General features: G+C 52.4%; 28 protein-coding genes and 2 pseudogenes. 29 read left to right on the plus strand and 1 reads right to left on the minus strand.

Features of this window, described 5'->3' with window-relative positions; translation table 11 throughout:
* Nucleotides 1-48 precede the first annotated feature (48 nt).
* The 15 genes and pseudogenes from B5G33_RS14170 (at nucleotide 49) to B5G33_RS14240 (ending at nucleotide 12,995) form a co-directional block, all read left to right on the plus strand.
* Nucleotides 49-1,032 (plus strand): DUF3991 domain-containing protein, encoded by a 984-nt coding sequence (locus B5G33_RS14170; RefSeq protein ID WP_087418114.1) that lies wholly within the window; start codon nucleotides 49-51, stop codon nucleotides 1,030-1,032.
* A gap of 144 nt (nucleotides 1,033-1,176) precedes the next feature.
* Entirely contained in the window at nucleotides 1,177-1,329 is a 153-nt protein-coding gene (locus B5G33_RS22765) for a hypothetical protein (protein WP_330396701.1), read from the plus strand.
* Complete coding sequence (locus tag B5G33_RS14180; protein ID WP_087418115.1) at nucleotides 1,330-2,139, plus strand: DUF6674 family protein; 810 nt, start codon at nucleotides 1,330-1,332, stop codon at nucleotides 2,137-2,139.
* 23 nt (nucleotides 2,140-2,162) lie between these two features.
* The gene (locus B5G33_RS14185; RefSeq protein WP_242974709.1) at nucleotides 2,163-3,065 is read left to right on the plus strand and encodes a hypothetical protein; all 903 of its coding nucleotides are present in this window, start codon (nucleotides 2,163-2,165) and stop codon (nucleotides 3,063-3,065) included.
* A gap of 30 nt (nucleotides 3,066-3,095) precedes the next feature.
* A complete protein-coding gene (locus B5G33_RS14190) occupies nucleotides 3,096-5,120 on the plus strand; it encodes an LPD1 domain-containing protein (RefSeq protein ID WP_087418117.1) in 2,025 nt (674 codons plus the stop codon).
* 4 nt (nucleotides 5,121-5,124) lie between these two features.
* A complete protein-coding gene (locus tag B5G33_RS14195) occupies nucleotides 5,125-5,958 on the plus strand; it encodes a hypothetical protein (protein WP_330396705.1) in 834 nt (277 codons plus the stop codon).
* A gap of 2 nt (nucleotides 5,959-5,960) precedes the next feature.
* Nucleotides 5,961-7,058 carry a DUF3846 domain-containing protein gene (locus B5G33_RS14200; RefSeq protein ID WP_242974712.1) on the plus strand — a complete coding sequence of 366 codons (1,098 nt, stop codon included), beginning with the start codon at nucleotides 5,961-5,963 and terminating at the stop codon, nucleotides 7,056-7,058.
* Between the two features lie 6 nt (nucleotides 7,059-7,064).
* The gene (locus B5G33_RS14205) at nucleotides 7,065-7,865 is read left to right on the plus strand and encodes a hypothetical protein (protein ID WP_016220424.1); all 801 of its coding nucleotides are present in this window, start codon (nucleotides 7,065-7,067) and stop codon (nucleotides 7,863-7,865) included.
* Nucleotides 7,866-7,918: 53 nt separating this feature from the next.
* Nucleotides 7,919-8,389, plus strand: coding sequence for a PcfB family protein (locus B5G33_RS14210; RefSeq protein WP_087418120.1), 471 nt, complete (start codon nucleotides 7,919-7,921; stop codon nucleotides 8,387-8,389).
* Complete coding sequence (locus tag B5G33_RS14215; protein ID WP_087418121.1) at nucleotides 8,386-10,233, plus strand: VirD4-like conjugal transfer protein, CD1115 family; 1,848 nt, start codon at nucleotides 8,386-8,388, stop codon at nucleotides 10,231-10,233. Before B5G33_RS14210 ends, B5G33_RS14215 begins: the two co-directional genes overlap by 4 nt.
* A 245-nt stretch (nucleotides 10,234-10,478) precedes the next feature.
* Nucleotides 10,479-10,631, plus strand: a pseudogene (locus tag B5G33_RS14220) (Maff2 family mobile element protein); the annotation flags it as partial.
* 142 nt (nucleotides 10,632-10,773) lie between these two features.
* The gene (locus B5G33_RS14225; RefSeq protein ID WP_087418123.1) at nucleotides 10,774-10,986 is read left to right on the plus strand and encodes a helix-turn-helix domain-containing protein; all 213 of its coding nucleotides are present in this window, start codon (nucleotides 10,774-10,776) and stop codon (nucleotides 10,984-10,986) included.
* Nucleotides 10,987-11,119: 133 nt separating this feature from the next.
* Entirely contained in the window at nucleotides 11,120-11,491 is a 372-nt protein-coding gene (locus B5G33_RS14230; RefSeq protein ID WP_087418124.1) for a GntR family transcriptional regulator, read from the plus strand.
* Between the two features lie 14 nt (nucleotides 11,492-11,505).
* A complete protein-coding gene (locus tag B5G33_RS14235; RefSeq protein ID WP_087418125.1) occupies nucleotides 11,506-12,366 on the plus strand; it encodes an ABC transporter ATP-binding protein in 861 nt (286 codons plus the stop codon).
* Nucleotides 12,363-12,995, plus strand: coding sequence for an ABC-2 transporter permease (locus B5G33_RS14240; RefSeq protein WP_087418126.1), 633 nt, complete (start codon nucleotides 12,363-12,365; stop codon nucleotides 12,993-12,995). The genes B5G33_RS14235 and B5G33_RS14240 overlap by 4 nt, the downstream gene beginning before the upstream one ends.
* Nucleotides 12,996-13,155: 160 nt before the next feature.
* Here B5G33_RS14240 and B5G33_RS14245 read toward each other — a convergent pair whose 3' ends face one another.
* The gene (locus B5G33_RS14245) at nucleotides 13,156-13,977 is read right to left on the minus strand and encodes a helix-turn-helix domain-containing protein (protein WP_087418127.1); all 822 of its coding nucleotides are present in this window, start codon (nucleotides 13,975-13,977) and stop codon (nucleotides 13,156-13,158) included.
* 534 nt (nucleotides 13,978-14,511) lie between these two features.
* On the opposite strand from B5G33_RS14245, the gene B5G33_RS21725 reads away from it, so the two are divergent.
* From B5G33_RS21725 to B5G33_RS14325, 14 genes and pseudogenes are all read left to right on the plus strand, one after another.
* The gene (locus B5G33_RS21725; protein ID WP_182433253.1) at nucleotides 14,512-14,703 is read left to right on the plus strand and encodes a hypothetical protein; all 192 of its coding nucleotides are present in this window, start codon (nucleotides 14,512-14,514) and stop codon (nucleotides 14,701-14,703) included.
* Nucleotides 14,704-15,042, plus strand: coding sequence for a DeoR family transcriptional regulator (locus B5G33_RS14260; RefSeq protein ID WP_087418129.1), 339 nt, complete (start codon nucleotides 14,704-14,706; stop codon nucleotides 15,040-15,042).
* Complete coding sequence (locus B5G33_RS14265; RefSeq protein ID WP_087418130.1) at nucleotides 15,039-15,338, plus strand: DUF3847 domain-containing protein; 300 nt, start codon at nucleotides 15,039-15,041, stop codon at nucleotides 15,336-15,338. The genes B5G33_RS14260 and B5G33_RS14265 overlap by 4 nt, the downstream gene beginning before the upstream one ends.
* Complete coding sequence (locus tag B5G33_RS14270) at nucleotides 15,335-15,655, plus strand: transposon-transfer assisting family protein (protein ID WP_087418131.1); 321 nt, start codon at nucleotides 15,335-15,337, stop codon at nucleotides 15,653-15,655. Before B5G33_RS14265 ends, B5G33_RS14270 begins: the two co-directional genes overlap by 4 nt.
* A gap of 297 nt (nucleotides 15,656-15,952) precedes the next feature.
* Nucleotides 15,953-16,483 carry a GNAT family N-acetyltransferase gene (locus B5G33_RS14275; RefSeq protein WP_016292483.1) on the plus strand — a complete coding sequence of 177 codons (531 nt, stop codon included), beginning with the start codon at nucleotides 15,953-15,955 and terminating at the stop codon, nucleotides 16,481-16,483.
* A gap of 136 nt (nucleotides 16,484-16,619) precedes the next feature.
* The gene (gene mobQ, locus B5G33_RS14280) at nucleotides 16,620-18,209 is read left to right on the plus strand and encodes a MobQ family relaxase (protein WP_087418150.1); all 1,590 of its coding nucleotides are present in this window, start codon (nucleotides 16,620-16,622) and stop codon (nucleotides 18,207-18,209) included.
* A gap of 124 nt (nucleotides 18,210-18,333) precedes the next feature.
* The gene (locus B5G33_RS14285; RefSeq protein WP_087418132.1) at nucleotides 18,334-18,981 is read left to right on the plus strand and encodes a CHC2 zinc finger domain-containing protein; all 648 of its coding nucleotides are present in this window, start codon (nucleotides 18,334-18,336) and stop codon (nucleotides 18,979-18,981) included.
* Entirely contained in the window at nucleotides 18,947-20,290 is a 1,344-nt protein-coding gene (locus B5G33_RS14290) for a virulence-associated E family protein (protein WP_087418133.1), read from the plus strand. The genes B5G33_RS14285 and B5G33_RS14290 overlap by 35 nt, the downstream gene beginning before the upstream one ends.
* A 252-nt stretch (nucleotides 20,291-20,542) precedes the next feature.
* Nucleotides 20,543-20,740 carry a hypothetical protein gene (locus tag B5G33_RS14300; protein WP_087418134.1) on the plus strand — a complete coding sequence of 66 codons (198 nt, stop codon included), beginning with the start codon at nucleotides 20,543-20,545 and terminating at the stop codon, nucleotides 20,738-20,740.
* A gap of 6 nt (nucleotides 20,741-20,746) precedes the next feature.
* Nucleotides 20,747-22,411 carry a recombinase family protein gene (locus B5G33_RS14305; protein WP_087418135.1) on the plus strand — a complete coding sequence of 555 codons (1,665 nt, stop codon included), beginning with the start codon at nucleotides 20,747-20,749 and terminating at the stop codon, nucleotides 22,409-22,411.
* Nucleotides 22,412-22,505: 94 nt separating this feature from the next.
* Nucleotides 22,506-22,589: pseudogene (locus B5G33_RS14310) on the plus strand (Maff2 family mobile element protein); the annotation flags it as partial.
* A 6-nt stretch (nucleotides 22,590-22,595) separates the two neighbouring features.
* Nucleotides 22,596-23,459 (plus strand): VirB6/TrbL-like conjugal transfer protein, CD1112 family, encoded by an 864-nt coding sequence (locus B5G33_RS14315; protein WP_087418136.1) that lies wholly within the window; start codon nucleotides 22,596-22,598, stop codon nucleotides 23,457-23,459.
* A 39-nt stretch (nucleotides 23,460-23,498) separates the two neighbouring features.
* Entirely contained in the window at nucleotides 23,499-23,939 is a 441-nt protein-coding gene (locus tag B5G33_RS14320; protein ID WP_087418137.1) for a SpoVG family protein, read from the plus strand.
* Entirely contained in the window at nucleotides 23,939-24,493 is a 555-nt protein-coding gene (locus B5G33_RS14325) for an MT-A70 family methyltransferase (protein WP_087418138.1), read from the plus strand. Before B5G33_RS14320 ends, B5G33_RS14325 begins: the two co-directional genes overlap by 1 nt.
* Nucleotides 24,494-24,507 lie beyond the last annotated feature (14 nt).

The raw sequence follows: 24,507 nt of genomic DNA on the forward strand, positions 1-24,507 counted from the left end.
CACAGAAAGGAGGCGGGGCACGATGAAAAGAATTTCTGTGCCGGTGTCATGCCCGGCGTAACAAAGGAGCAGATTCGGGCGGCGCGTGAGGCGGACCTGTTTGCCTACCTGCAGTTCCATGAGCCTGGAGTGCTGAAACGGGACGGCCCGAATTACCGCCACAAGGAGCATGACAGCCTGGTCTATGTGACCGGGAAAAGGTACTGGTACTGGAACAGCCGGGGCCGGAGTATCAACGCCCTGGATTACCTGATCCAGATACGGGGCTACGGGCTGGTGGATGCGGTCCATACGCTGGTCGGCGGGGAAATCCAGCAGACGCCGGCCTATCGGAGCACGGCAGCGGCAGGGCGTGTGTATAAGGAACCAGAGAAGAAAGCATTTTCCCTCCCCTGGGCCAGACGGTGCGCCACTTCTGCCGTTTCTTATTTGCAGCGGCGCGGGATCAGCCCGGATGTGATCAGCCGGTGTTTCCGGGACGGGCTGTTCTATGAGGCGCGGCATCATGGCGAGCCGGTCTGTGTGTTTGTGGGAAAGGATGAAGCCGGCAAAGCAAAGTTTGCCTGTATGCGGAGCATTGCCGGCAGCCTTAGGAAAGATGTCTACGGCAGCGACAAGGAATACAGCTTCTGCTATCCACCCAGGAATCCGGACAGCCGGCATGTGGCGGTATTTGAGGCGCCCATTGACGCCCTCTCCCATGCCACGCTGCAGGAATTAAAAGGCTGGAAATGGGACGGCTACCGTCTGTCTTTGGGCGGCACTTCCCATGTGGCGCTGACCGCATTTCTGAAACGACACCCGGAAATCCGGCGTGTCAGCCTCTACATGGACAATGACCTCGGCGGCCTTAAAAATGCCAGGAGGATCAAGGCAATGCTCCATGAAGATCAGCGGTTCCGGCATATCCGTGTGGGCGTCAACCCACCCCGTACAGGAAAGGACTACAACGAAATGCTGCTCCACGTTATAGGGCAGATGAAAGACCAACAACGGCAATGCCGCCAAAAACAGGCGGCTATTTCAATTTGACAGGAGGATTTCAGAAATGACGAACACAGAGAACACGGCTTTACAGATGATTGCCGAAGCTGCCCGGTGCCCGGACTACGGCCCCGATATGGTTAAGGCCCTGATGAAAAGCTGGATATGAACGAGAAAGGCTTTGCGCTTCTGATGAATGTCGCCCCTTCCACGGTCCGGCTCTGGACCAGCGGCGCCGCTCAGCCAAGCGGAACGGCCAGGCGGCTCATGCAGATTTACGAGACCGGTCCGGAGATTGTCGGCAAGATTGCCGGGGAGCCCTCCGCAGACAGGAGGGATTCATAGATGGCAGATATGGAACTTCTGGCAGCGGAACCAGTTGCGCTGCAGGCAGCCCAGGACGTGCTTGCAGACGAAAATGAGCAGGTGAAGGCGCTGATCGTCCTGCTGATGGGGAATGACCCCGCGGGCGGCAGGGAGCTTGAAGAACTGGCCGGCCAGGTGGCGTCCATGGAGCGGAGGCTTGATGCTGCACTGGAGGAACTGGGGGAGATGCGCCAGAAGATACAGGAGGTGCAGGACCGCTCCCTGAAAGCCTTGCTGCAGAAGAACTGTAAGGCTCTGGAGGGGAATGTGGATGCCATGCGCCAGCGCATCCTGGAGCTGAAAGGGCAGGTCGTGGAAGGATGCAAGAATATCCTTAAGGATTTCGCCGACCGCGGCGCCGTGGCCCTGAACGGCGTCTCCCGGTTCCTGCGCCTTGGGCCAGCGCTGGAGGCGGTGCAGGCAGCGGCGGAAAGGACCGTGCAGTCCAGTGACCGTGCGGTCTCCAGGATCGATGCGTTCAGCACGGAATTCCATGAGGCAGGCCGGCACCTGAAGAACATGGGGCGCTCCATCCAGGGGAAACCCGCACAGGCGGAGGCGAAGGAAAACGGCAGGGTCGCAGATGCCTTCAAGGGAGCTTTCAGGATAGAGCGCGCTTTTGCGTCTGCCATCGGCGAGAATGTAGGGCTTTCCCTGAATGCCCTTGCAAGGCTGGAACAGCGGGCACAGCGCCGGCCCTCCGTCCTGGAGGCCATGCGGGAGCAGGCGGCGAAGGCAGCGCCGGCAAAGCACCAGCCGGAGGCGTCCCATGACAGGGGCAGCCGGTGATAAAAACAGAACGAAGGGAGGAAATGAACTTGAAACAGGAACCACTTCCGCAGATTCACTTAGTCCGCGATACGGATTTAGGCGTATTTGCCTATGAGCTCCATATCCTGGCCGGGGATTTCCTGCGGGACAGCGAATATAACCTGCGCGCGCTTGCCACGAATACCGGGGCGGATTCCATTGCCGTCATGGGGAAGAATCACATGTGGCTTTCGGACGCGCTGCTTGCCTACTGCCCTTCGGCGGAGCTTTACCGGACGGCCGCCATGACGGAATACCCCGGTGCCAGGGCCTTCCTGTTCCACACGGAACGAAGGGAGGACGGGCGCCCGTATGGGGATGTCCTGATGATGGGCCTTGACACGCTGCGGCAGGACATAGAAAGAAATACCCTCTACCCTTACGGCGTCAGCATGGAATACCGGGACGGCACGAAGGCGGAGGCAGGCATTGAAAAATGGGAATCAATGGAGCTGTGCGAAAAGGACGCCCTGAAAACCTGGCGCTACCTCTATGCGCCGGAGCAGGTGACGGAATGGCAGTACCGCTATTCTAACCGTTTCAGCCAATGGAAGGAGCACACATTTTCCTATATGCCCCAGGATTTGGAGGAACGGCTGAATGTGGAGTATATGGAGGAGGCGCAGAACCCGGACACAGATATGTACCGCATACCCCTGGGGACAGCGAAGCAGATGCTCCTTGACGGCGGTCCGGTCTACCGCCTCTTTCCCGGAGGGCCGGAAAAGCTACTGCCGATTGCGGCGGTCACGGGGCTCTGGTATGAGAATTACCGGGAGTTTGCCGTTACCCCGGAGGATTTGGGTGCGCTTGACCGGCTGGTCCGCAGGGAGACGGACCGGATCATGGGAATACGCCCGCAGCATGATAAATTACAGGAACGCCGCCCTTCCCCGGAGCGGTGATTTTTTATGACAGACTGGAGGTGATAATGATTGGCGGATAACATGCAGCATGAAGATTTCGGGGAAAAGATCGGCGGCGCAAAAAAAGATTTATGGAAGGACCGGGGGCTCTATGTGAACGACCTGGACGCCATGAATGAGCGTGAGGCCGAGAAATTCGTAAAAAAGGATAATATCTGGAAGAAACCGGATTATGTAGCCATGCTTGATGACGGGATTTCCCTTGGCGTGGTCTATTTTATCAAAAAGGCGAGGGACGGGCTGAACGCCTCCCCGCAGTATTACCGCAGGGACGACACGCCGGAGAAGCGCCTTGCAAGACAGAAAGAATATATCCAGACGGTACGGGAGCTGCAGAGCGTGGTTTCGGAAGTCCGCACCGTGGAGGACGCCATGAAAGCCTATGACCGTTTCTTTGTGAAAAACGGGTATCTGGAACAGGTGCAGGGCTGGGGCGGCGGCATCCATTACCAGGCGACGGAGAAGGGCCGGGAGAACCCGGCCATTACAAACAAGCTGTCCAATGCCCTGATGGTTCACTCTGCCGCGCATTTTGAGCGGAACTTCACACAGAAAGCACAGAAGGAACAGTTTGGCGTTTCCAAAGACCAGAAGGTGCCGAAGGGCTATGCGATCCATTTCAACGACGGGAAGAATACTTATTCCAAAAATAATGACTGGAAACCTGACACCTATTATGTGACGAAGGGCTATTCCATCTTGCAGACAAACTTTGAATCGCAGGAGGCCGCCCTGAAATGGGTGCAGGCGTTGGCAAAAGGGCGCAGCAAAAGCGGAAAGACGCGGTTTGTGCCTCCCCAGCTCTCCCATGTGCGGCGCACCGGGCCGGATTACAGAAACGGCATGGAGATCACCGGGCAGCACTACCTTGATACCTTCGGGTTCCGCGGCGGTGAATTTGGGAACTGGATGAACCAGAATGACCGGCAGGCTTCCCTCAACATGGGATTTGAGGCGCTGAAGGATCTGGCGTCGGCCTTGCAGATCAGTGATAAAGATATTGCCTACCAGGGAACGCTTGCCATCGCTTTCGGCGCCAGGGGCAGCGGCAACGCGGCGGCCCATTATGAACCGCTGCGGAAGGTCATCAACCTTACGAAGATGCACGGGGCCGGCTCCCTGGCCCATGAATGGTGGCACGGGTTTGACGATTACCTGGGTACGAAGATGGGTGCGAATGGGATGCTCTCGGAACAGCCCCGCCTCTATGCGCCGTTCCAGAAGCTGATTGATACCATGAAATATAAGCCGGAGACACTGGAGCAGGCTGCGGCCCGCACCGAAGCGCAGACAGAACGAACCCGGAAAAATGCGGCAGGCTGGCTGGATTCGGCGGTGCTCGGTTCCCTGAAACGGCATGGCAATGAGGAACAGATGAAAACCTACGCGGTTCTTAAAGAGTCGTTTCTATCCGGCGAGGCCGGTTCCGTGGAGCAGATCAGCGCTTTCAAGAAGTCTGTCACCGGGCGGGTGATCCCCAAAAGTGAGCGGGAACGGCTGGAAATATTCGAGCACATGCTGTCCGGGATGCAGGCACAGGAGGCGCCGCAGATCGGGCGGGTGGAAACCGATTTTTACCGGAATTCCGTGCGCATGGGTAAGGAGTGCGAAAAGGACGGCGGCTATTGGGACAGCAATACGGAAATGACCGCCAGGGCCTTTGCCTGTTATATCAAGGATAAGCTGCCCTGCCAATCGGATTATCTGGCGGGCCACGCAGACTGTGCCATTACCTTTGCGGCAGACAAAGGCGGGGAAATGGCAGTCCTGAAAGCCTTCCCGGAGGGTGCGGAACGGAAAGCCATCAATGCGGTATTTGACGAGATCGTGGCAGACCTGAAACGGGAGCAGATACTGACCCATTCGGACGAAACGCTGCCCCTTCCGGCGCAGCCGCTGGCGGAGAATGAACAGATTTCCATATTTACGTCGGACCGGCCTTCGGTCATGGCGCAGCTTGCAGCGGTGAAACCGGCAGAAAAAACTACCCCGGCACAGGCGGCACCGAAAAAGAGCCATGCGCCGGAGATTTAAGGAGGTGGAAGGATTGGAGGAAAACAAAGATTACCGGGTGCACCGCTCCGGGGACCTGTCGGAAGGCTACAAGCTGCAGGTGGAACACACGGTATCATGCGAGAACACAGATATTTCAGCGTTGATTGCGCAGGGGGCAGAAACGATACAGGCCATGCGCCAGGACAGCATTGAGGGAGAAAAGAAAGCCTATGACATCGTGGTGGCGGCAGCGAAGCAATGGGAACAGCAGGCGGCGGCCACGCAGCGGCTTGACCGGGCGCTGGCATACTTACGCACCCCGGAGGTAAAGCATACCGGGAACTGTTGGCAGCCCTTTTCCAACAACAAGGACTGGATGGAGATCAGCAACCGGGTTTATAAGATGTTCTGCCAGATCAGGGAACAGACAACATATAACAGGGAGGCAAAACAGGATGTTCCGACTGCCTGGTATGTAACATGGGACCTGTATATCAATTCACCCAGGAAAGGCTACAACATCCACCTTGCAGGGCAGGATAAGAAACGCTACACGGACAAGGCCGCCGCCGAGAGGTACCTGGACGGGAGAAAGAAAGCCTATTCCCATCTGTTCGCGGAGATTTCACCGCCTATTCCGAAAGAGCATGAAAACTGTTTTACGGTCAATGGTGTGCTTCTCCCTGGATATACCGTGGAGGGCCGGGAACCAATAAAACCAAGCCATGCCGCCGATGTTTCGGAGGGCGCTATTTCCGCGCCCGGAAAAGAGGAAAAGCCCTCCGTGCTGGGAAAGCTGTCTGCGGCGAGGGAACGGGAAAAGGCTGCGGCAGAACCGAAGGCGCCAATTAAAAAGAAGGAGGATATGCAGATTTGAAAGTGTTGATGATAGAGCCGGGGAAAGCGCCTTATGAGGCCGAGCTGGACGGGAGCCTTGAATCCATGCAGGAGGCAGTCGGGGGAGGCATAGAGGGCTACTACCCTTATGCGGAACCCGTCGCGATTGTCTGCAATGATGAAGGGAAAATAAACGGGCTGCCCCTGAACCGGGCAATCTACAACCAGGACGGCGAGATGATCGAGATCATGGCCGGCACCTTTTTCATAGCCGGTCTCGGTGAGGAAAGTTTTACCGACCTTCCCGATTATTTCATGGAGCAGTATAAGGAACAGTTCAGATACCCGGAAAAATTTGTCCGGCTGGCGGGTGAGATCGTTGCGGTGAAGCAGCCCCTCCCGCCAGAGGAAAAACAGCAGCCGGCACCTGCCATGGAGGAACCGGGCGGGGATGATATAAGGCTTGACGAATCCACGGACCTGGCTTTCGACCTGGATGAATTTTTCAGGCAGAACAGCGGGGCCTATGCAGACCTGTACCCGGATTTCCATGCAGAAAAGGAGCGCATGGCGGACGAGCTGCTTTCAGGAGATACCGGGAAAATCCGCATGAGGCTGGCGGCATTTGAACATGAGGAACACATGGAGGGAGAAACGGCGCCGCTTCTGGAGCGTATTTCTTCCTATGAAAAAGAGTATGGGATCAGCGCTTATTCCATTTACCAGCTTGACTTATCGGACAATACAGACAACCTGCGTTTTATGTCCCTGGACTGGCTGGAAAGCAGTGGGCTCTCCGTGGACCGGGACAATTACCGGATGGTCTATGCCATGCAGCGGGAACCGGGCGAAACGCTGGAGGATATTTACCGGCGGTTCAATATCGACCACCCGGAAGATTTCAAGGGCCATTCCCTTTCCGTTTCTGATGTGGTAGTCCTGCATGGAAATGGCGCGGATGCCGCCTGGTACGTGGACAGTATCGGCTTTAAGGAGCTGCCGGATTTTTTCGGCGCAGGAACACCAGAGACAAAGCGGGATGTTTCCGTGCGGGAACAGCTTGACAGTGCGAGGAAACAGGCGGCGCAGGCAGGGCCGAAAGCGCCGGATAAAAAGCCCAGGGAACCGGAAAGGAGTTGATGGCTTATGCTGATGGCAGTAGAAGGCCCGTATGCGCTGATGGTGCAGCCGGACGACATTTTAATCTCTCCCCGTGAGGTAGACGAACATTTTGGGACAATGGCCTGCTTCCATTCCCGCTATGCGCTGGGTGACAGCCACAATTACATGGATAAAGACGATTTCCTGCGGGAGATGTATTTAGACACCGTGGGGCATGATGAAGCGGGGCTGAAACGCTATGAACACATGGTAAACATTGTGAGCAGCCGGTTCCGGCACGGGCCAAAGACGGAGGAACGGGCGGTTGATGACGCCATGCTGAAGGTGATCTCCGAAAAATACATTACGCTGCCCCTCTATCTGATGGACCACAGCGGCCTTGCCATGCAGACCACAAGTTTCAATGACCCCTGGGACAGCGGGCAGGTCGGATGGATTTATGTTGCCAAAGAGGATGCGCTGAAGGAATTTGGCGGCGAAAAAATGACCGGCGCCATTCGGAAAAAGGCGGAGGACCTGATGCGCAGCGAAGTGGCCGCTTATGATTCCTACCTGCGGGGCGAGTGCTACGGCTTTGAGCTTTACAAAAACGGCGAGCTGTCGGATAGCTGCTGGGGCTTCATGGGCGGCCTGGAGGATGCCTGTAAGGATATGGCTGCATATCTCCCGGAGGGCTGCAGGGGTATGGTGGCGCATTTAGAGGAACAGGACCACCCGGCCACCATCATTAAGACGCTTCTGAAACATGCGAAAATCCAGGCAGACCAGGCGGCAAAAGCCTTTGAGCACGCACCCCGCCAGCAGGTGATCGGGGACGCCCGGTAAGGCAGTTGTTTCCCAATTTATAATTACAGATTTTATCAGGAAGGAGGATGCTTATGCAGGAAGATTTGGAACAGCGGACCGTATCGGTCTCCATCCAGGCGGCGAAGCTGTCCGGGCGGGTGCTGCGCTCTGCCATTGCCGCCGTGCTCCAGAAGATGGAGCAGGAACGCACGACCCCGAAAGTCGGCAGGAACAGCATGAAACGGCTGACCTGTAAGGACCCAGGAGCCAACACTATTGAAGTGTCCGGCAGAATCCGCTCCTTTGAGCGGTACGCCAGGAAACACCAGGTCCGCTACCATATTGAAAAAGAGCTGGGGACCGACCCGCCGAAGTGGACGGTCTATTTCAAAGCGAACCAGGCGGACGCACTGACGGCGGCTTTTAAGGAATATACCCAGAAAGACCTTGCCCGGAGCGCCAGGCCGTCGCTGCTTACCCAGCTCCATAAATTCAGAGAGCTGGCACAGGCGCTTGGCCGTGACCGGGTGAAGAACAAGGAACACGGAGGGCCGGAACGTTGAAGATAGATACCGATACCTTGAAAAAGCAGGTGATCCTCCACCTGCCCTATCTCCTGTTCCTTCTGGTATTTGCGAAGCTGGGCGAGGCGGTGCGCCTTGCCCCTGGAGCGGACGCCTCACAGAAACTGTTAGGATTGTCCGAGGGCTTCTCGCTGGCATTTCAAAGCATGTGGCCGGGTGCGACGCTGGACTGGCTTGCTGGCCTCTGCGGTGCCGCCGTAGTGAGGCTGGCGGTATATGTGAAAGGGAAAAATGCAAAAAAGTACCGCAAGGATGTGGAGTACGGCTCTGCACGGTGGGGGAATAAAACAGACATTGCCCCTTTCATGGACCCGAAACCGGAAAACAACATGATCCTGACGCAGACCGAGGGGCTTATGATGTCCGGCAGGCCGAAGAACCCGGCCCATGCCCGCAATAAAAATGTGCTGGTAGTCGGCGGTTCCGGCTCCGGCAAGACGAGATTTTTTATAAAACCCAACCTTATGCAGCTCCATAGTTCGTATGTCGTCACCGATCCGAAAGGTACGGTCCTGATCGAAGTGGGAAAGCTGCTAAGCCGCGGCACGCCGAAACTGGATAAGGATGGGAAACCGGTCAGGGGAAAGAATGGAAAAACCGTATATGAGCCTTATAAGATCAAGGTATTCAATACGATCAATTTTTCAAAAAGTATGCACTATAACCCTTTTGCTTACATCCACAATGAGAAGGACATTCTGAAACTGGTAACGGTGCTGATTGCAAACACCAAAGGGGAAGGAAAATCCGGCGACGATTTTTGGGTCAAAGCCGAGACCCTGCTGTATACGGCGCTGATCGGCTATATCTATTATGAGGCCCCGACAAACGAGCAGAATTTTTCCACCCTGGTAGAAATGATAAACGCTATGGAGGTCCGGGAGGACGACGAAAGTTTCAAAAATGCCGTTGACCTTCTCTTTGATGCGCTGGAACAGAAAGACCCGGACCACTTCGCCCTCCGTCAGTATAAGAAATATAAATTAGCGGCGGGCAAGACGGCTAAGTCGATCTTAATTAGCTGCGGCGCCAGACTTGCCCCGTTTGACATTAAGGAAGTCCGGGAGATTACCATGTATGACGAGCTGGAGCTTGATTTGGTGGGCGACAGAAAAACGGCACTGTTCTTTATCATCAGTGATACGGATGCGACCTTTAATTTCCTTGTCAGTATGGCTTATACCCAGCTATTCAACCTGCTCTGTGAGCGGGCGGATGATAAATTTGGGGGCAGGCTCCCGGTCCATGTGCGGTGCCTGATCGACGAGGCGGCCAATATCGGCCAAATCCCGAACCTGGAAAAGCTGATGGCAACGATCCGTTCAAGAGAAATATCCGCCTGCCTGGTATTGCAGGCACAGAGCCAGCTCAAAGCGCTTTATAAGGACAACATGGACACGATTATAGGCAACTGTGATTCTTCTCTTTTCCTGGGCGGTAAGGAGGAAACCACCTTGAAAAGCTGGAATTCCCTGCTGGGGAAAGAAACCATTGATATGTATAACACCAGCGTCACGAAGGGCACCCAGGAATCCCACGGACAGAATTTCCAAAAGCTGGGCAAAGATTTAATGTCCGTTGACGAGCTTGCGGTGATGGACGGCGGCAAATGCCTCCTGCAGATCAGAGGCGTACGTCCCTTCCTGTCCCGGAAGTACGATATTACCAAACACCCGAATTACAAATACCTTTCGGATTTTGACGAAAAGAATGCCTTTGACATAGAGAAATACCTGTCTACAAGGCTGCCTGTACGTCCCGGAGAGCTGTACCCCAACTATGAGATCACGCCGGAAGAACTGGCAGCACAGACAACCGCGTAAAATCCCGCTGTATTATTTTCTTATTATATGGCGGGCTTTTATATACCCTTTGGAAAGGAGGCGCCCATTGCGGATTCGTGATTCTCCCTGACAACTGAATATTCCCCGCAGGTCTTGTCCTGCCCCTTATGCTGCCGCCATGTTTTTGTAGGTTTTCTATTTGAGCATGGCGGCGGCTTTTTTTCGTTTCAGGCCCAATGCGGCCACAACAATAAATTTTATGAATTTTAAGGAGGACTAACTTTATGGCATTTTTCGCAAGCGCGATTGACACTTTGAAAATTCTCGTGATCGCCCTGGGCGCGGGTCTCGGCGCATGGGGTGTTATCAACCTCTTGGAAGGCTATGGCAATGACAATCCCGGTGCCAAGTCTCAGGGTATGAAACAGCTTATGGCTAAGTAGATGTAATCAAGAGAAGAAAGGAAAAGCACAATCCAGACGGAACCGGCGGTTGTGTCAAGAAATGTTTGTGGGATAGCAAGAATTTTGATATAATGGGAACAGGAACCCCGGAACCGGGAGAAAGGCAGGAGGATAAATGCACATAAGCTATAAACCCCTCTGGCATACGCTGGTTGAGCGCAATATGAGGAAAGAGGACTTGCGGATTGCTGCCGGTCTTACCACAAATATGATTGCCAACATGGGTAAAGGTAAGAACATCAGTATGGAAACGCTGGTTCGTATCTGCGAAGCCCTGAATTGTGGTATTTTGGATGTGATTGAATTGGAAGATGATAAAAAGGAATAATATTGGAATACCAGATAGCAAAAGCATATTTACCGCTTTTGCTATTTTTTTGTTGACAGCTTCTGTATAATCATATATACTGTACTTAGCGAATAAGTACGCTAAATACGCACAGAACGCAGAAGGGGAAATTATGGAGATTATCATAAGCAATAGTAGCGATAAGCCAATCTATGAACAGGTCAGTTCGCAGATAAAAAATAAAATTATGAATGGAACATTGGAAGCCGGGGAAATGCTTCCCTCTATGCGGGCATTGGCGAAAGATTTACATATCAGTGTGATAACTGTCCAACGGGCTTATGAGGATTTAACTCGTGATGGATTTATTGAAACTGTTTCAGGAAAAGGCAGTTTCGTTGCTTCTCAAAATAAGGAGTTTATCCAAGAGGAACAGTTACGGAAAGCAGAAGAATTATTACAGCAGGTTGTGGATATTGGACGTTCACATGGTATTTCTTATGAGCAGATGGCAAATATCCTAAAAGTGCTGTATGAGGAATAATAGGAGGTCACAAAATGGGTGAAAACAATATCTCTGTAAAAAATTTGTGTAAATCTTTCGAGGGCTTTACACTGAACAATGTATCATTACAAGTACCAAAAGGAAGGATTGTCGGATTTATTGGAGAAAACGGGGCTGGAAAAAGCACTACAATCAACCTCATCCTGAATGAGTTGAAAAGGGATAGTGGAACGATTGAAATATTAGGGACAAATACTTTTGACAGTTCCATTAAACAGGAAATTGGCGTTGTATTTGATGAGTGTAATTTCCATGAATTTTTCACGGCGCAGAATGTGGCAAAGATTTTTTCCGGCATCTATCATACATGGGATAATTCGTTGTTTGACTTATACATGAAGAAGTTCAATGTCCCCTTCTCCAAGCCGATTGGTTCTTTTTCTAAAGGCATGAAGATGAAACTATCCATTATATGTGCGATGGCGCACAGGCCAAAACTTCTGATTTTAGACGAAGCTACGACCGGTCTTGACCCAGTAGTGCGTGATGAAATACTGGATATGTTTTTAGATTTCATACAGGATGAAGAACACTCCATCTTCTTTTCTTCTCATATCATATCTGACATAGAAAAGATAGCGGATTATGTCATTTTAATACATCAGGGAAAGATTGTATTTGAGGAAGAAAAGGATACTTTAATTTATCAGTATGGAATTATCCGTTGTGAGAAAAAACAGTTTGCAGAGATACAGCCGGAGGATTATATCATCTCACGGAAAACAAATGTAAGTATGGAATGTCTTGTACGGGACAAAGAAGCTGCCCGGAGAAAATACAAGAATATAGTTGTTGACAGTGCTTCTTTGGAAGAAATCATGCTGTTCTATATCAAAGGAGGTTCGGAAGAATGAAAGGACTGGTTTATAAGGATTTTTCTTTATTCTATAAAAGTATCGACAAAAAGCTGATTATCATAGCAGCCGCAGCTATTATTTTACTTTTAGTGAACGCCGGCGATTTTTCTGGACTTTTAGCGACAATCATGTTTGCTATGACTGTCGGTATGCAGAATGTAATGAGCTTTGCCAGTGATGAACAAGTACGATGGAAAAAATATCAGCTTACTATGCCTGTAAATTCATTCCTTGCAGTAGGAAGTAAATACGTTTCCGTTCTGCTGACAATAGGATTGAGCATTGTAGCCAGTATTTTTCTTTACTTTGTCGCAGGTATCATATACCAAAGTTTTGATGGAACATTGCTTTTTGTGTCTATATCGGCAGCTATCATTATTCCTCTGATATGGACAGCTATTTGTTTGCCCCTTACCTATTGGTTTGGTTTCCGTTCGGCACAGACAATGGGGCTTCTCGTGATTATACCTATTTTCTATCTTATTAAATACTTCGAGGATGGGCCGGGACTTGTTTCGTTAACTGATACAATATCGACATACATTTTGGCAGGCTTTCTTATCGCAATCATTCTGTTTATCTTCTCTTATATTGTAAGCGTATTGGGATATTCAAGAAAGAACTAGCATAAGGAACTTTGCTTTATTGGGAGGAGAAGTAGACAAAGACGCAGAGGACTATATCACGCAGATGTTACTTGCGGCGATATTCAAGTTCCGCTTCACAACTGAATAAGGAAAGCCAAAGCTGCCGTTGTAGGAACACCAATTCCCACAACGGCAGTTTTCATTTCCACGGCCTGCGCCGGAAGTTCATACCAGACTGTTTTATCAGCGGGGATTTCTTAAACAGCTTCTTCAAAAGGCTTCGTTCCTCTTGTGAGAGCCGCTTATATTTAAGCTGGAACGCCTTGCAGAACATCTCCGTGAATTGCTGAACCCTGTCCCCCGGCGATTGCATGGCCTTTTGTACTTCCCGTATCAGTTCATCGGCGGGAGTGGTATCCGGCGCACTTTCATTGTCATTTTCGTGCGCCTTGCGTATGTCGTGAAGAATAATATCCCATGTTTTGTGCGTCACATGGCAGAAGAAATCTTCTTCCTTTACCTGACCGGCTTCCAACACTTTGATTGCCCGGTCTGCCACCGCTTCGGGATGTTCTTCCAGTATCATAGCCCGCACAGCAGCCAGCGAGCTGTTCATGTCATGGAAACGCATGGTTGCCATCCCGTCCACATAGATTTCTGCGTCTGCCAGCAGTTCCTTGAATTTTTCATGGGAGATAATCTCACACAGCAGCCGGTTATTGAAGCGTTCACTTTTCAGCAGTTCCACGACTTCATCACTCAAATGTAATTCTTCTATCGGCGTGTTTTCATATTTCCGGTTGTTGGTCAGGCCGAGCAGATAGTCAACGGACACCTGATAGAAGTCTGCCAGCTTCAACAGGCTGCCGTGATTGATTTCCTTGTATTCATCGTTGTCGTTTTCATAGCTGCCGAGGGCTGATTTTGAAATGCCGGTTTTCTGCGCCAGTTCTTCCAGATTTAAGCCCTGTTCCACCCGTAAATCTTTCAGGCGTTCCTGTACGGAAATGCGGGTTTTCATAGATACATCGCTCCTTCCTGCGGCTGGCTGCCGTCGTCCATCCCATTATACCATACCCGTTCCGCAATCGTGGAAATTTTCGATTTTGGGGCGGTTTTCCTACTTTGTGGATATACGGGAGAAGGCTCAAAAATGTGCCATAATGGGCTTAGTTCATCGATGGATTATTCCAATCGAATGACCGGCCTGTTATGGGATATGCTCCCCGGCGATGTAGCGCAGCGACTTGCGGCAGGGAAATGGAGGAACCATGACCGCAACGAGCGTACCAAAGGGAGCGAAACGCCGTTGTGAGAGCCAGGGGCAGGAACGACATCAGGGAGAACCGGCGAAAATGAACACCGAATTGATACCGAAACACAACAATCTGATAGGGCATAGTCTACCCTATTCGTAATACTACGGGGGATTTTCGGGCGGCTCTATGGCCGCTTTTCCCTTGAAAATCGCCCCGAAACACGACACTAAAATCTGCTATCCGTCTATTGCGGCTGTTACGGCTAAAATGGGCGGATTTTTGTTTAAGGAGGCACCATGCCGAGAATGCCGAAAAAGAGGAAGCTGGAACTGTCCTTCTTCCTCAATGAACGGGGGCGGGTAACGTACAACGACCTTTGCCGGAAATGCCAGCGCACTTGTAAGCAGAGTTTCCGGGCGGTCATTGTAGACTGCCCCCATTATCTTTCCAAACGCTCAAAACGAAAAGCAAAGGAGGACACCGATTGAATGGAAGTTGAATTTATGACCGCAGACACCACCCTGCCGCCCTGTATGCCGCTGCCGAGAGCCATGCTGCGGCTCCCGATCAGCAGCACCGCAAAGGTCATGTACGCCCGGATGTTGGATATTGTTTTCGTATCCGGCATAGAGGACGCCAACGGGATTTTATTTATCCATTTTCCCATCGTGGAACTGGCGGCGGCACTTGCCCGCAGCACCATGACCGTAAAGCGTTCCCTGAATGAATTGGAGGACGCCGGACTGATACTGCGAGTGCGTCAGGGCTTCGGGGAACCCAACAAAATATATGTACTCATTCCGGGGAAGGAGGACAGCCGCCTATGAATGAAAAGCTGGAAAAACTCAATCAGGAGATAGAGAAAACGGAAAAGAAGCTGCGGAGGGCGCAGCATGAAGAAAAGATATTGGAACACCAGATAAAGACGCTGACACGGAAGGAACGGACGCACCGGCTTTGCACCAGAGCCGCCATGCTGGAAAGCTACCTTCCCCACCCGGAAGCCATCACGGATGAACAGGTCAGTTTGTTCTTGAAGCTGCTGTTCCGGCAGGACAGCACCCGGCAGCTTATGGAAAAAGTGTTCGCTGGTAACGGCACAGAGAAGGAGGGCGCAGAATGAAGATGAATTTTTCAAAAGACGAGTTGGCTATGGTCTATCAGTACGCCGCCGGTACGAAGGAAGAAACCCTTGCGGGGCTGAAAGAAATCGTGCCGGTTATCCGTGACCGGCAGACGAGGGAGATTGTGGAGAGTACCATCCGAAAGCTGGACGCCATCCCGGAGCCGGAGTGCCGCCGCTTTATCGGTGACACGAAGCAGCGTTTTATCCAGAAGCGGGACAATTCCATCCGGCGCAGGCTTGCCGAAGCCAAGGCACAGGCGAGGACGGAAAAGCCACATCCCAAGAGAAAAGAGCCAGACCGGGAACGGTCATAATTGCTTCCAGAGCCGTAGCCCGTGGACTGCCCCTCTGAAAGAGGGCGCAATTATACACCACTTAGGGAAGTGGTGCATTGCGCCCTGCCGGGGGCGTCCTGCGGACAGCGGATGATTTCCGTAGATTTCCAATCTGCGTCAATCATCACAGGGGAAGCTACCCTACCCCTGCGCTGGCTTTGCCAGCTACCCCTTTGTGGAACTTATCGTCTGAAAATTTTTAGAGAGCCTATTCCATTTAGCAAGTTAAAGCTGTATAATAGAGCCAGTGACAAATCGGAATTGACGGAGGGAAACATGATTACGCCTAAGTTAGAAACAGATAGATTGATTTTAAGAGAAATCCATTCAGACGATACAGAAGCGATTTTTAGCTGTTGGATGCAAGATGAAAATGTATCAAAGTATATGTGGTGGAAAGCAAGTGATGACATAAACGAAGCAAAAGGCTTTGTGAAATTTGAACTTGGAAATTTGGAAAATGACAAGTGGAATAGATGGATTATCGTTTTGAAAAGTACAAACGAAATAATAGGAACTTGTTTGATTTTTTTCAATGATGAAGAGGGACATTGGGATATTTCTTACAATTTGGGAAAGAAGTTTTGGAGTAACGGATATGCGACCGAAGCTATGAGTGCAGTTATGAAGTACGCAGTTAAAGTGATGAAAATAAAAGAAATCAGTACAACGTATGCGATAGAAAATTCGGCATCAGGTTATGTTCTTCAAAAATTAGGGTTTGAATTTATAAAGGAAGTACCCTATGAATGTAATGGTGGAGATATAGTTACAATGGGAAGATATTGTAGATATGAAGCGAGATAAATTCCAGTTTGTCAAACTGACAGCCCGACAAAAAACTAAATACTTGCCGCCCATCAGCGGCACACCCAAGCAGGAAACTGAAAAAGTTATCCTGCTTTTTCTATGCCCGGAATCCGGGAGAAAGGAGGGCGCACACTTGCCATGCCCGCATTGCAAAATCACAATCATCAAGCGGAGCAACAATGAATCCGCTGTTTCTGCCGCCGCCTACCAGAGCGGCGAAAAGCTGTTCTCTGAATACGACCAGGAGCAGAAATATTATCCCTACAAGAACGAAGTCACCCACAAGGAAATCATGCTCCCGCCCCATGCGCCGCCGGAATATGCAGACCGCAATACTTTATGGAACTCTGCCGAAGCACAGGAAAAACAATGGAACTCCCAGCTTGCCCGGAGGTTCGTGCTTGCCATCCCAAGGGAAATCCCCGCAGAACAGTACGCCGACCTTATCCGTGACTACTGCCGGGAGTTTTTTGTTTCCAAAGGCATGATTGCCGATTTCGCCATCCACGACAAGGGGGACGGGAACCCCCACGCCCATATCCTGCTCACCATGCGGGCGATGGACGAAAATGGAAAATGGCTCCCCAAGAGCCGCAAAGTTTATGACCTTGACGAGAATGGGGAGCGCATCCGGCTCCCGTCCGGCAGATGGAAAAGCCACAAGGAGAACACCGTGGACTGGAACGACCAGAAGTATGCCGAAATCTGGCGGCAGGGATGGGCGGACACGGCCAACCGCTATCTGGAAGCCAACGACCGCCCGGAACGGCTTGACCTGCGCTCCTATGCCCGACAGGGGATTGATAAAATCCCCACCGTCCACATGGGGTCAGCCGCCTGCCAGATGGAGAAGAAGGGAATCCAGACCAACATCGGCAACCTGAACCGGGACATCAAAGCCGCCAACTCCCTCATGCAGTCCATCCGCCAGATGGTGCGCCATTTAAAAGGCTGGATTGCCGACCTGAAAGAGAAAAAGGCCGTGTTACTGGAAGCGTTGGAGCAGGCCAGGGAGCCGACACTCCCGGAGCTGCTTTTTCAGTATCTGGAACAGCGGGGCGGGGAGCGTGCCGGCTGGACTTCCAGAGGGAAGCTCAAAGGCACAGTTGCCGACTACAATAAAGTGCAGGCGGCTATGGACTTCCTGCGGAAGAAAGGAATCTCCACCGTGGAGAGCCTTGACACCCGGCTGGACGAAATCAGCAAGGCCGCCGTTTCCGTCATGGGGAGCATGAAAAAAAGCGAGAAGCGCATAAAAGCCATCAACACCATGCTGTCCTACATTGACAAATATGAAGCGAACAAGCCAGTCCATGCGGAGTATGCCGCTATCGGCTGGAAGAAGAAAAAGGAGAAGTTTGCGGAGAGCCACCGGGAGGAACTGGACACTTACAATGCCGCCATCCGGTATTTGAAAGCCAACCTGAAAGGCAACTCCTACTCCCGCAAAGATTTGGAATCCGAACGGGAACAGCTTGCCGCCGCCCTGCCCGGACAGCGGAAGGAGCTGGAAGCGGTTCAGGCAGACGTAAAGGTACTCCGTGACGTGCGTCACTGGCTAAACCAAGTGTTGCCATCCGAACAGTACCGCCAGACCGCCGATCCGGGGAGGAAGCCGTCCGTTCAGGAGAGCCTGAAAGGGCGGCAAGAACGCATCCGGCAGGAGCAGGCAGCGAAAAGCCAGCCGCCCCGGACACAGAAACAACAGAATATGGAACTTTAATCAGGCGCTTGTTTTGTGATTGGAAACCGCAGGCAAGCGCCTTTTTCTTTGCAACAAAATGGATTTACCGACAACGTGAGCGACATTGTGTCGCCCACGTTGGGATTATCAGGAGGAACGCCTATTGAACGTATTTGAAGCCGTGAAGCAGTCCGTCACCACAAGGCAGGCTGCGGAGCGTTATGGAATTAAGGTAAACCGGAACGGGATGTGCGTCTGCCCGTTCCACAACGACAAGAATCCAAGCATGAAAGTTGACCGCCGCTTTTACTGTTTCGGCTGCGGAGCCACCGGGGACGTGATTGACTTTGTTTCCCGGCTCCACGGTATCGGCAGTAAAGAAGCCGCCCTCATGCTGGCGCAGGACTTCTCCATCTCCTATGAGGACGGGAGGAACGCCGGGAAGGAACCTATCCGGCCACGCCTGCGGAGGGAAACCGAGGAACAGAAATTTAAGCGTATGGAGCGGCACTGTTTCCGGGTGCTGTCCGATTATTACCATCTCCTGCGCCGCTGGAAGGAGGAATACGCCCCACGCCAGTCCGATGAAGCATGGAACCCCCGGTTTGTGGAAGCCCTGCAGAACATGAGCCGAGTGGAATACCTGATGGACGTGCTTCTCTCCGGGGACATTCAGGAGCGGGCAGCCCTTATCACAGGACACGGAAAGGAAGTGAGGAACCTTGAAAGACGAATGGCAGAATTTACCGCCCCAGATACGGCAGGAAATAGCGAACATGGCAGAAAACGCCGAGCCGCCCCGGAGCGTTGAGGAAGTAAAGGCCATGCTGGAAACCACCGAGAAAGGCGGCTTCCGCAACAGCATGAGCAACTGCCTGACCGTGTTCCAGTGCGACCCGCTCCTTTCCGGGGCGGTTGCCTACAACCTGCTGACCGACCGCACCGATATTTTAAAGCCAATCGGCTACAAAAGAGCCACCGGAAGCCCCATGACCGATACGGACATGAAATATATCCGGCTGTATCTGGAAAAGACCTATGGCCTGACAAGCGAGAAAAAGATACAGGACGCCGCCGACCTTGCCGCCAATGAGAACAGCTACCACCCTGTCCGGGATTATTTAAACGGCCTGACATGGGACGGAACCGAACGGATACGCTCCTGCCTGCGGCACTTTCTGGGAGCCGGTGAGGAAGATTACACCTACCAATCCCTGCGCCTGTTCCTGTTGGGAGCCATCCACCGGGCATTTTCCCCCGGCTGCAAGTTTGAAGTCATGCTCTGCCTTGTGGGAGGGCAGGGAGCCGGGAAGTCCACCTTTTTCCGGCTGCTGGCAGTCAAAGACGAGTGGTTCTCCGATGATTTACGGAAGCTGGACGATGACAACGTATACCGCAAGCTACAAGGCCATTGGATAATCGAAATGTCGGAAATGATTGCCACCGCAAACGCCAAGAGCATAGAGGAAATCAAGTCCTTTTTGAGCCGCCAGAAGGAAGTCTACAAGATACCCTACGAAACCCACCCGGCAGACCGCCCAAGGCAGTGCGTGTTCGGCGGCACGTCCAACGCCCTTGACTTCCTGCCCCTTGACCGTTCCGGCAACCGCCGCTTCATCCCCATACAGGTATGCCCGGAGCAGGCGGAAACGCATATTTTAGAGGACGAAGCCGCTTCCAGAGCCTATATCAATCAAGTGTGGGCGGAAGCGATGGAGATTTACAAAAGCGGCAGATGGAAACTGACATTCAGCCCAGAAATGGTGCGCTACCTAAAGGAACGCCAGCGGGACTTCATGCCGGAGGACACCAAGGCCGGGATGATTCAGGCTTTCCTTGACAGCTACCCCGGCGATACCGTCTGCTCCAAGCAGCTTTACAAAGAAGCCCTGAACCATGATTTTGATGAGCCGAAACAATGGGAAATCCGGGAAATCAACGAGATAATGAACCAGTGCGTCACCGGCTGGAACTATTTCTCCAACCCCCGGATGTTCGCCGGGTATGGCAGGCAAAAAGGATGGGAACGGGAGCAACCGGCAACGGACACCGACAACCGGGCAGGAAAAACCCCGGAGGGATTTACGCCAGTGCCGGAGCAGATGGAGCTTCCATTCTGAAAAAATCCGGTCAGGGACAGCCCGTTGCACACTTTGTTGCTATCCCGTTGCCGAGCCGGTTGCCGGGAAAAATCCCGTAACTGCGGGCTTTTCTCCCCTTTAACAACCAAAGCAACAGAAAAATAAAAGAAAAAGAATAAAATAACCCAACCGCCAGACAAGGATTATCTGCGAGGTTTTTTGAAGCCCGTTGTCGGACTTCGTTGCCGACCTTCCCTGTCTGGCTTTTTCATGTATGGAGGATAACTGCCTATGGCGAAAAATAAAACAGAGATTCATGTTACCACAGTATTTGACGGCGAGCTGGACGCTATGGACGTTTTCGTGAGCCTTATCGCACAGAAGCACAGCAGAAAAATAGATAAAGAATATCTTGCTAAAACACAAGAAATGAGATATAATAAAGACGAGGTTCATAGTGACCGTGTTCCGTCTGGATTGTGCGGGTAAACGGTTATGATGAACACTTTTGAATATGCAGGGATGGACACACTTCTTGCCGGGAGCTTCCGGGCGGCTATCTATTGCAGGCTGTCCAAGGATGACGACCTTGACGGGACGAGTGCCAGTATCGAGAACCAGCGGGATATGCTGGAAAAGTTCTGCGAGAAGCAGGGATGGGAGGTTATGGCAGTCTATCAGGACGATGGCTTCACCGGCCTGAACATGGAACGCCCCGACCTGAAACGGATGTTGAAAGCCATTGAGCGGAAGCAGATAAACCTTGTCATTACAAAGGATTTATCAAGGTTAGGCCGGAACTACTTGCAGACCGGGCAGCTTATCGAGGACTTCTTCCCCAGAAACGGTGTGCGCTACATCGCCATGAATGACGGAATAGACACCATGCGGGACAACAACGACATTGCACCCTTCAAAAATATCCTGAACGAGATGTACAGCAAGGATATTTCCAAGAAAGTCCATTCTTCCTATGTGCTGAAGGCGCAGAAAGGCCAGTTCACCGGCTGCCTTGCCCCCTTCGGCTACAAAAAAGACCCGGAGGACAGAAACCGCCTGCTGGTGGACGAGGAAACCGCCCCGGTTGTCCGGCAGATTTTCGGGTATGCGCTGGACGGGCACGGCCCCAACTACATCCGGCGCAGGCTGGAGGAAGGGAAGCACCCCTGCCCCACATGGTGGAACCGGAAGCGGGGACACCGGAACATCCGCACCAAGTGGGAAAAGAAAGACCCGGAGAACGGGCGGTACGTCTGGGACTTCTCCGTGATTAAGGAAATCCTGATGAACCCCGTCTACACCGGCGCAATCGCTTCCCAAAAGACCGAGTACCGCTTTAAAATCGGCACTATCCGGGACAAGAAGCCGGAGGACTGGATTGTGGTGGAGGGGACGCATGAGCCGCTGGTGGACAAAAAGAGCTTCGCCATCGTGCAGGAAAAGCTGAAATCCCGCCAGCGTCCGGGAAAGTCCGGGGAAATCAACCTTTTTGCAGGGCTGATAAAATGCGGGGAGTGCGGAAAGGCTCTCACCATCCGCACCACGCATGAGAAGTTCCCGAAGCGGATTTTCTCCTGCAAGACCTATAATGCCTATGGGAAGCAGCACTGTACCCAGCACCGGGTTGAATTTGACACGCTCTATGCCCTTGTGCTGAACAAAATCCGGGAGTGCGCCGCCGCTGCCCTGACCGACAGCGAAGCGGTGGCCGACCAGCTTACCAATACCTGCGAAGCCCAGCAGAAAGGCCAGCGGGAAGCGATGGAGCGCACCCTTGCCAAAGACGGGGAACGGATTGACGTGCTGGAAAAGATGGTGCTGCGGCTCTATGAGGACATGGTAGCCGGACGGATTACAGAAGAAAACTTCAATCTCCTGCTGGAAAAGACGCAGAAGGAACAGGCGGAATTAAAAGCCAAGGTTGAGGAAGGACGGAAACGCCTTGCCGATGAAATCCGGCTTGCCGTGGACGCAAGGCAGTGGGTGGAATCCATACAGGAGTACCGGGACATCACCGAACTGGACGCTCCCACCCTGAACCGCCTGATTAAAGAAATCGTTGTCCATGAAACCATAGACAGCGACAAAACAAGACACATTTCTATCGAAATTCATTTTAATCTCAAACCCATACCGGAAGTGGAGCAGGTCACAGGCTGACCGCTCCCCCGCTCCGGGGGGATTCTTAAAAACTCCATATATATTTCTTGACGTGCCGCCGCCCGCCAGAAAGCTGTATTGTTCCTACTAATTGGGGATAACACAGCTTATGGCGGGCGGCGGTATCGCCCTGGTGGGTGCCACGCTGATTCCGCTCCTGTCCGGCCTGTTCGGTTAATAGCCGATGGGCAGTCTGTTTGACTGGATAACAGACTGGATCAAAGAGGGCCTGATCGAAGCAATCACCGGGCAGTACACCAGTATTTTTGAATCGGTAAACAGCCAGGTCGCGGATGTGGCCGGGCAGGTCGGACAGACCCCGCAGGGCTGGAATGGCGGCGTGTTCAGTATGATCCAGAATCTTTCTGAAACCGTCGTCATTCCCATTGCGGGCATTATTCTGACCTTTGTGCTGGTATATGAGCTGATTCAGATGATTTTGGAAAAGAATAACATGCACGATTTTGATACGTTCAACATCTTCAAGTGGATCTTCAAGACCTTTGTAGCCACCTACCTGCTTACCAACTGCTTTACGATTGTCATGGCGGTGTTTGATGTCGCCCAAAATGTGGTATCGCAGAGCGCCGGCGTGATAAACGGAAATCTGGATGTCACGGCGGCGCTGGCTGACCTGGAAACGCAGCTTGAAGCAATGGGGATGTGGGAGCTGATCGGCCTGTGGCTGGAAACTAACATCATCAACCTGTGCATGTGGGTACTGTCTATTGTAATCTTTGTCATTGTCTATGGCCGCATGATTGAAATATATCTCACGGTCAGTCTGGCACCCATACCGTTTTCCACAATGGCAAACCGTGAATGGGGACAGATGGGGACGAACTATCTTCGTTCCCTGTTCGCCCTGGGATTCCAGGGGTTCTTGATCCTGGTATGCGTCGCGATCTACGCGGTGCTGGTCCAGTCGATCCCCTCGTCCGGCGATATTCACGGTGCGATCTGGGGCACGGCGGGATATACCGTCCTGCTGGCCTTCGCCCTCTTTAAGACAGGCTCGTTATCAAAGAGCATTTTTAACTCGCATTAGCGGGTAACAACTACATTCTAACAAGGAGGAACTTTCATTATGAGTAAAACCAATACCGAACCCATGCAGCCGGACACTCAGGCGTCCGAAGGCTTGAAGCTGGATGTGACCGTGCGCCCGATTGCCCCGATGGGAAATCTTATGGCCTTTGCCAACGTGACGATTGGAGACTGTATTAAAATCGACGGCTTCCGTATCTGCTCCGGCGAAAACGGCCTGTATGTCAACATGCCTTCCACCCAGGATAAACAGGGAAAATGGAGGGATGTGTGCTGGCCGGTGACGGCGGACTTCCGCAGGCAACTGGGTGACGCCCTGATCGAAGGGTACGGCCAGGCGATTGAAAATTTGCAGGCCACCCTTGAAGCGACCAGGGGTGCGGAAAAGCCTTCCCTGACCGGCGCCCTGAAAGAAAATGCCGGAAAGGTCAAGACGCAGCCGGCAAAGCCCGCACCTGCCAAGAGTGAGCAGGCCCGCTGATGGCGGAGGCCGGAAAATATGGCATTGTGTACGCGGACCCGCCCTGGCGCTATGACATGAAGCGCGGCAAAGGCGTGGCGGAAAACCATTACCCCACCATGAGCATAGATGAAATATGCGCACTGCCGGTTGCAAACCTTGCGGCCAAAGACAGTGCGCTTTTTCTATGGGCTACCTTCCCGCAGCTCAATGAGGCGTTCCGGGTAATCGAGGCATGGGGCTTCCACTATAAGACCCTGGCGTTTCTGTGGCTGAAGCAGAACCGGAAAGCCGATACATGGTTTTATGGGATGGGCTTCTGGACCCGCTCTAATGCGGAGGTGTGCCTGCTGGCAACACGCGGGCACCCGAAACGCCAGTGTGCGGGAATCCACCAATTTGTGATCTCCCATATCGAACAGCACAGCAAGAAGCCCGATGAAGTGCGGGACAAGATCGTAAAGCTCATGGGAGATCAGCCCAGGGTGGAGCTTTTCGCCAGGCAGCAGACGCCCGGCTGGGACGTGTGGGGCAACGAAGTGGATTGCAGTATCACAATGCCGCAGATTGGATAGAAAAGATTCTCGCA

The sequence above is a fragment of the Blautia sp. An81 genome (genome assembly GCF_002161285.1).
Taxonomy (GTDB): Bacteria; Bacillota; Clostridia; order Lachnospirales; family Lachnospiraceae; genus Blautia; species Blautia ornithocaccae.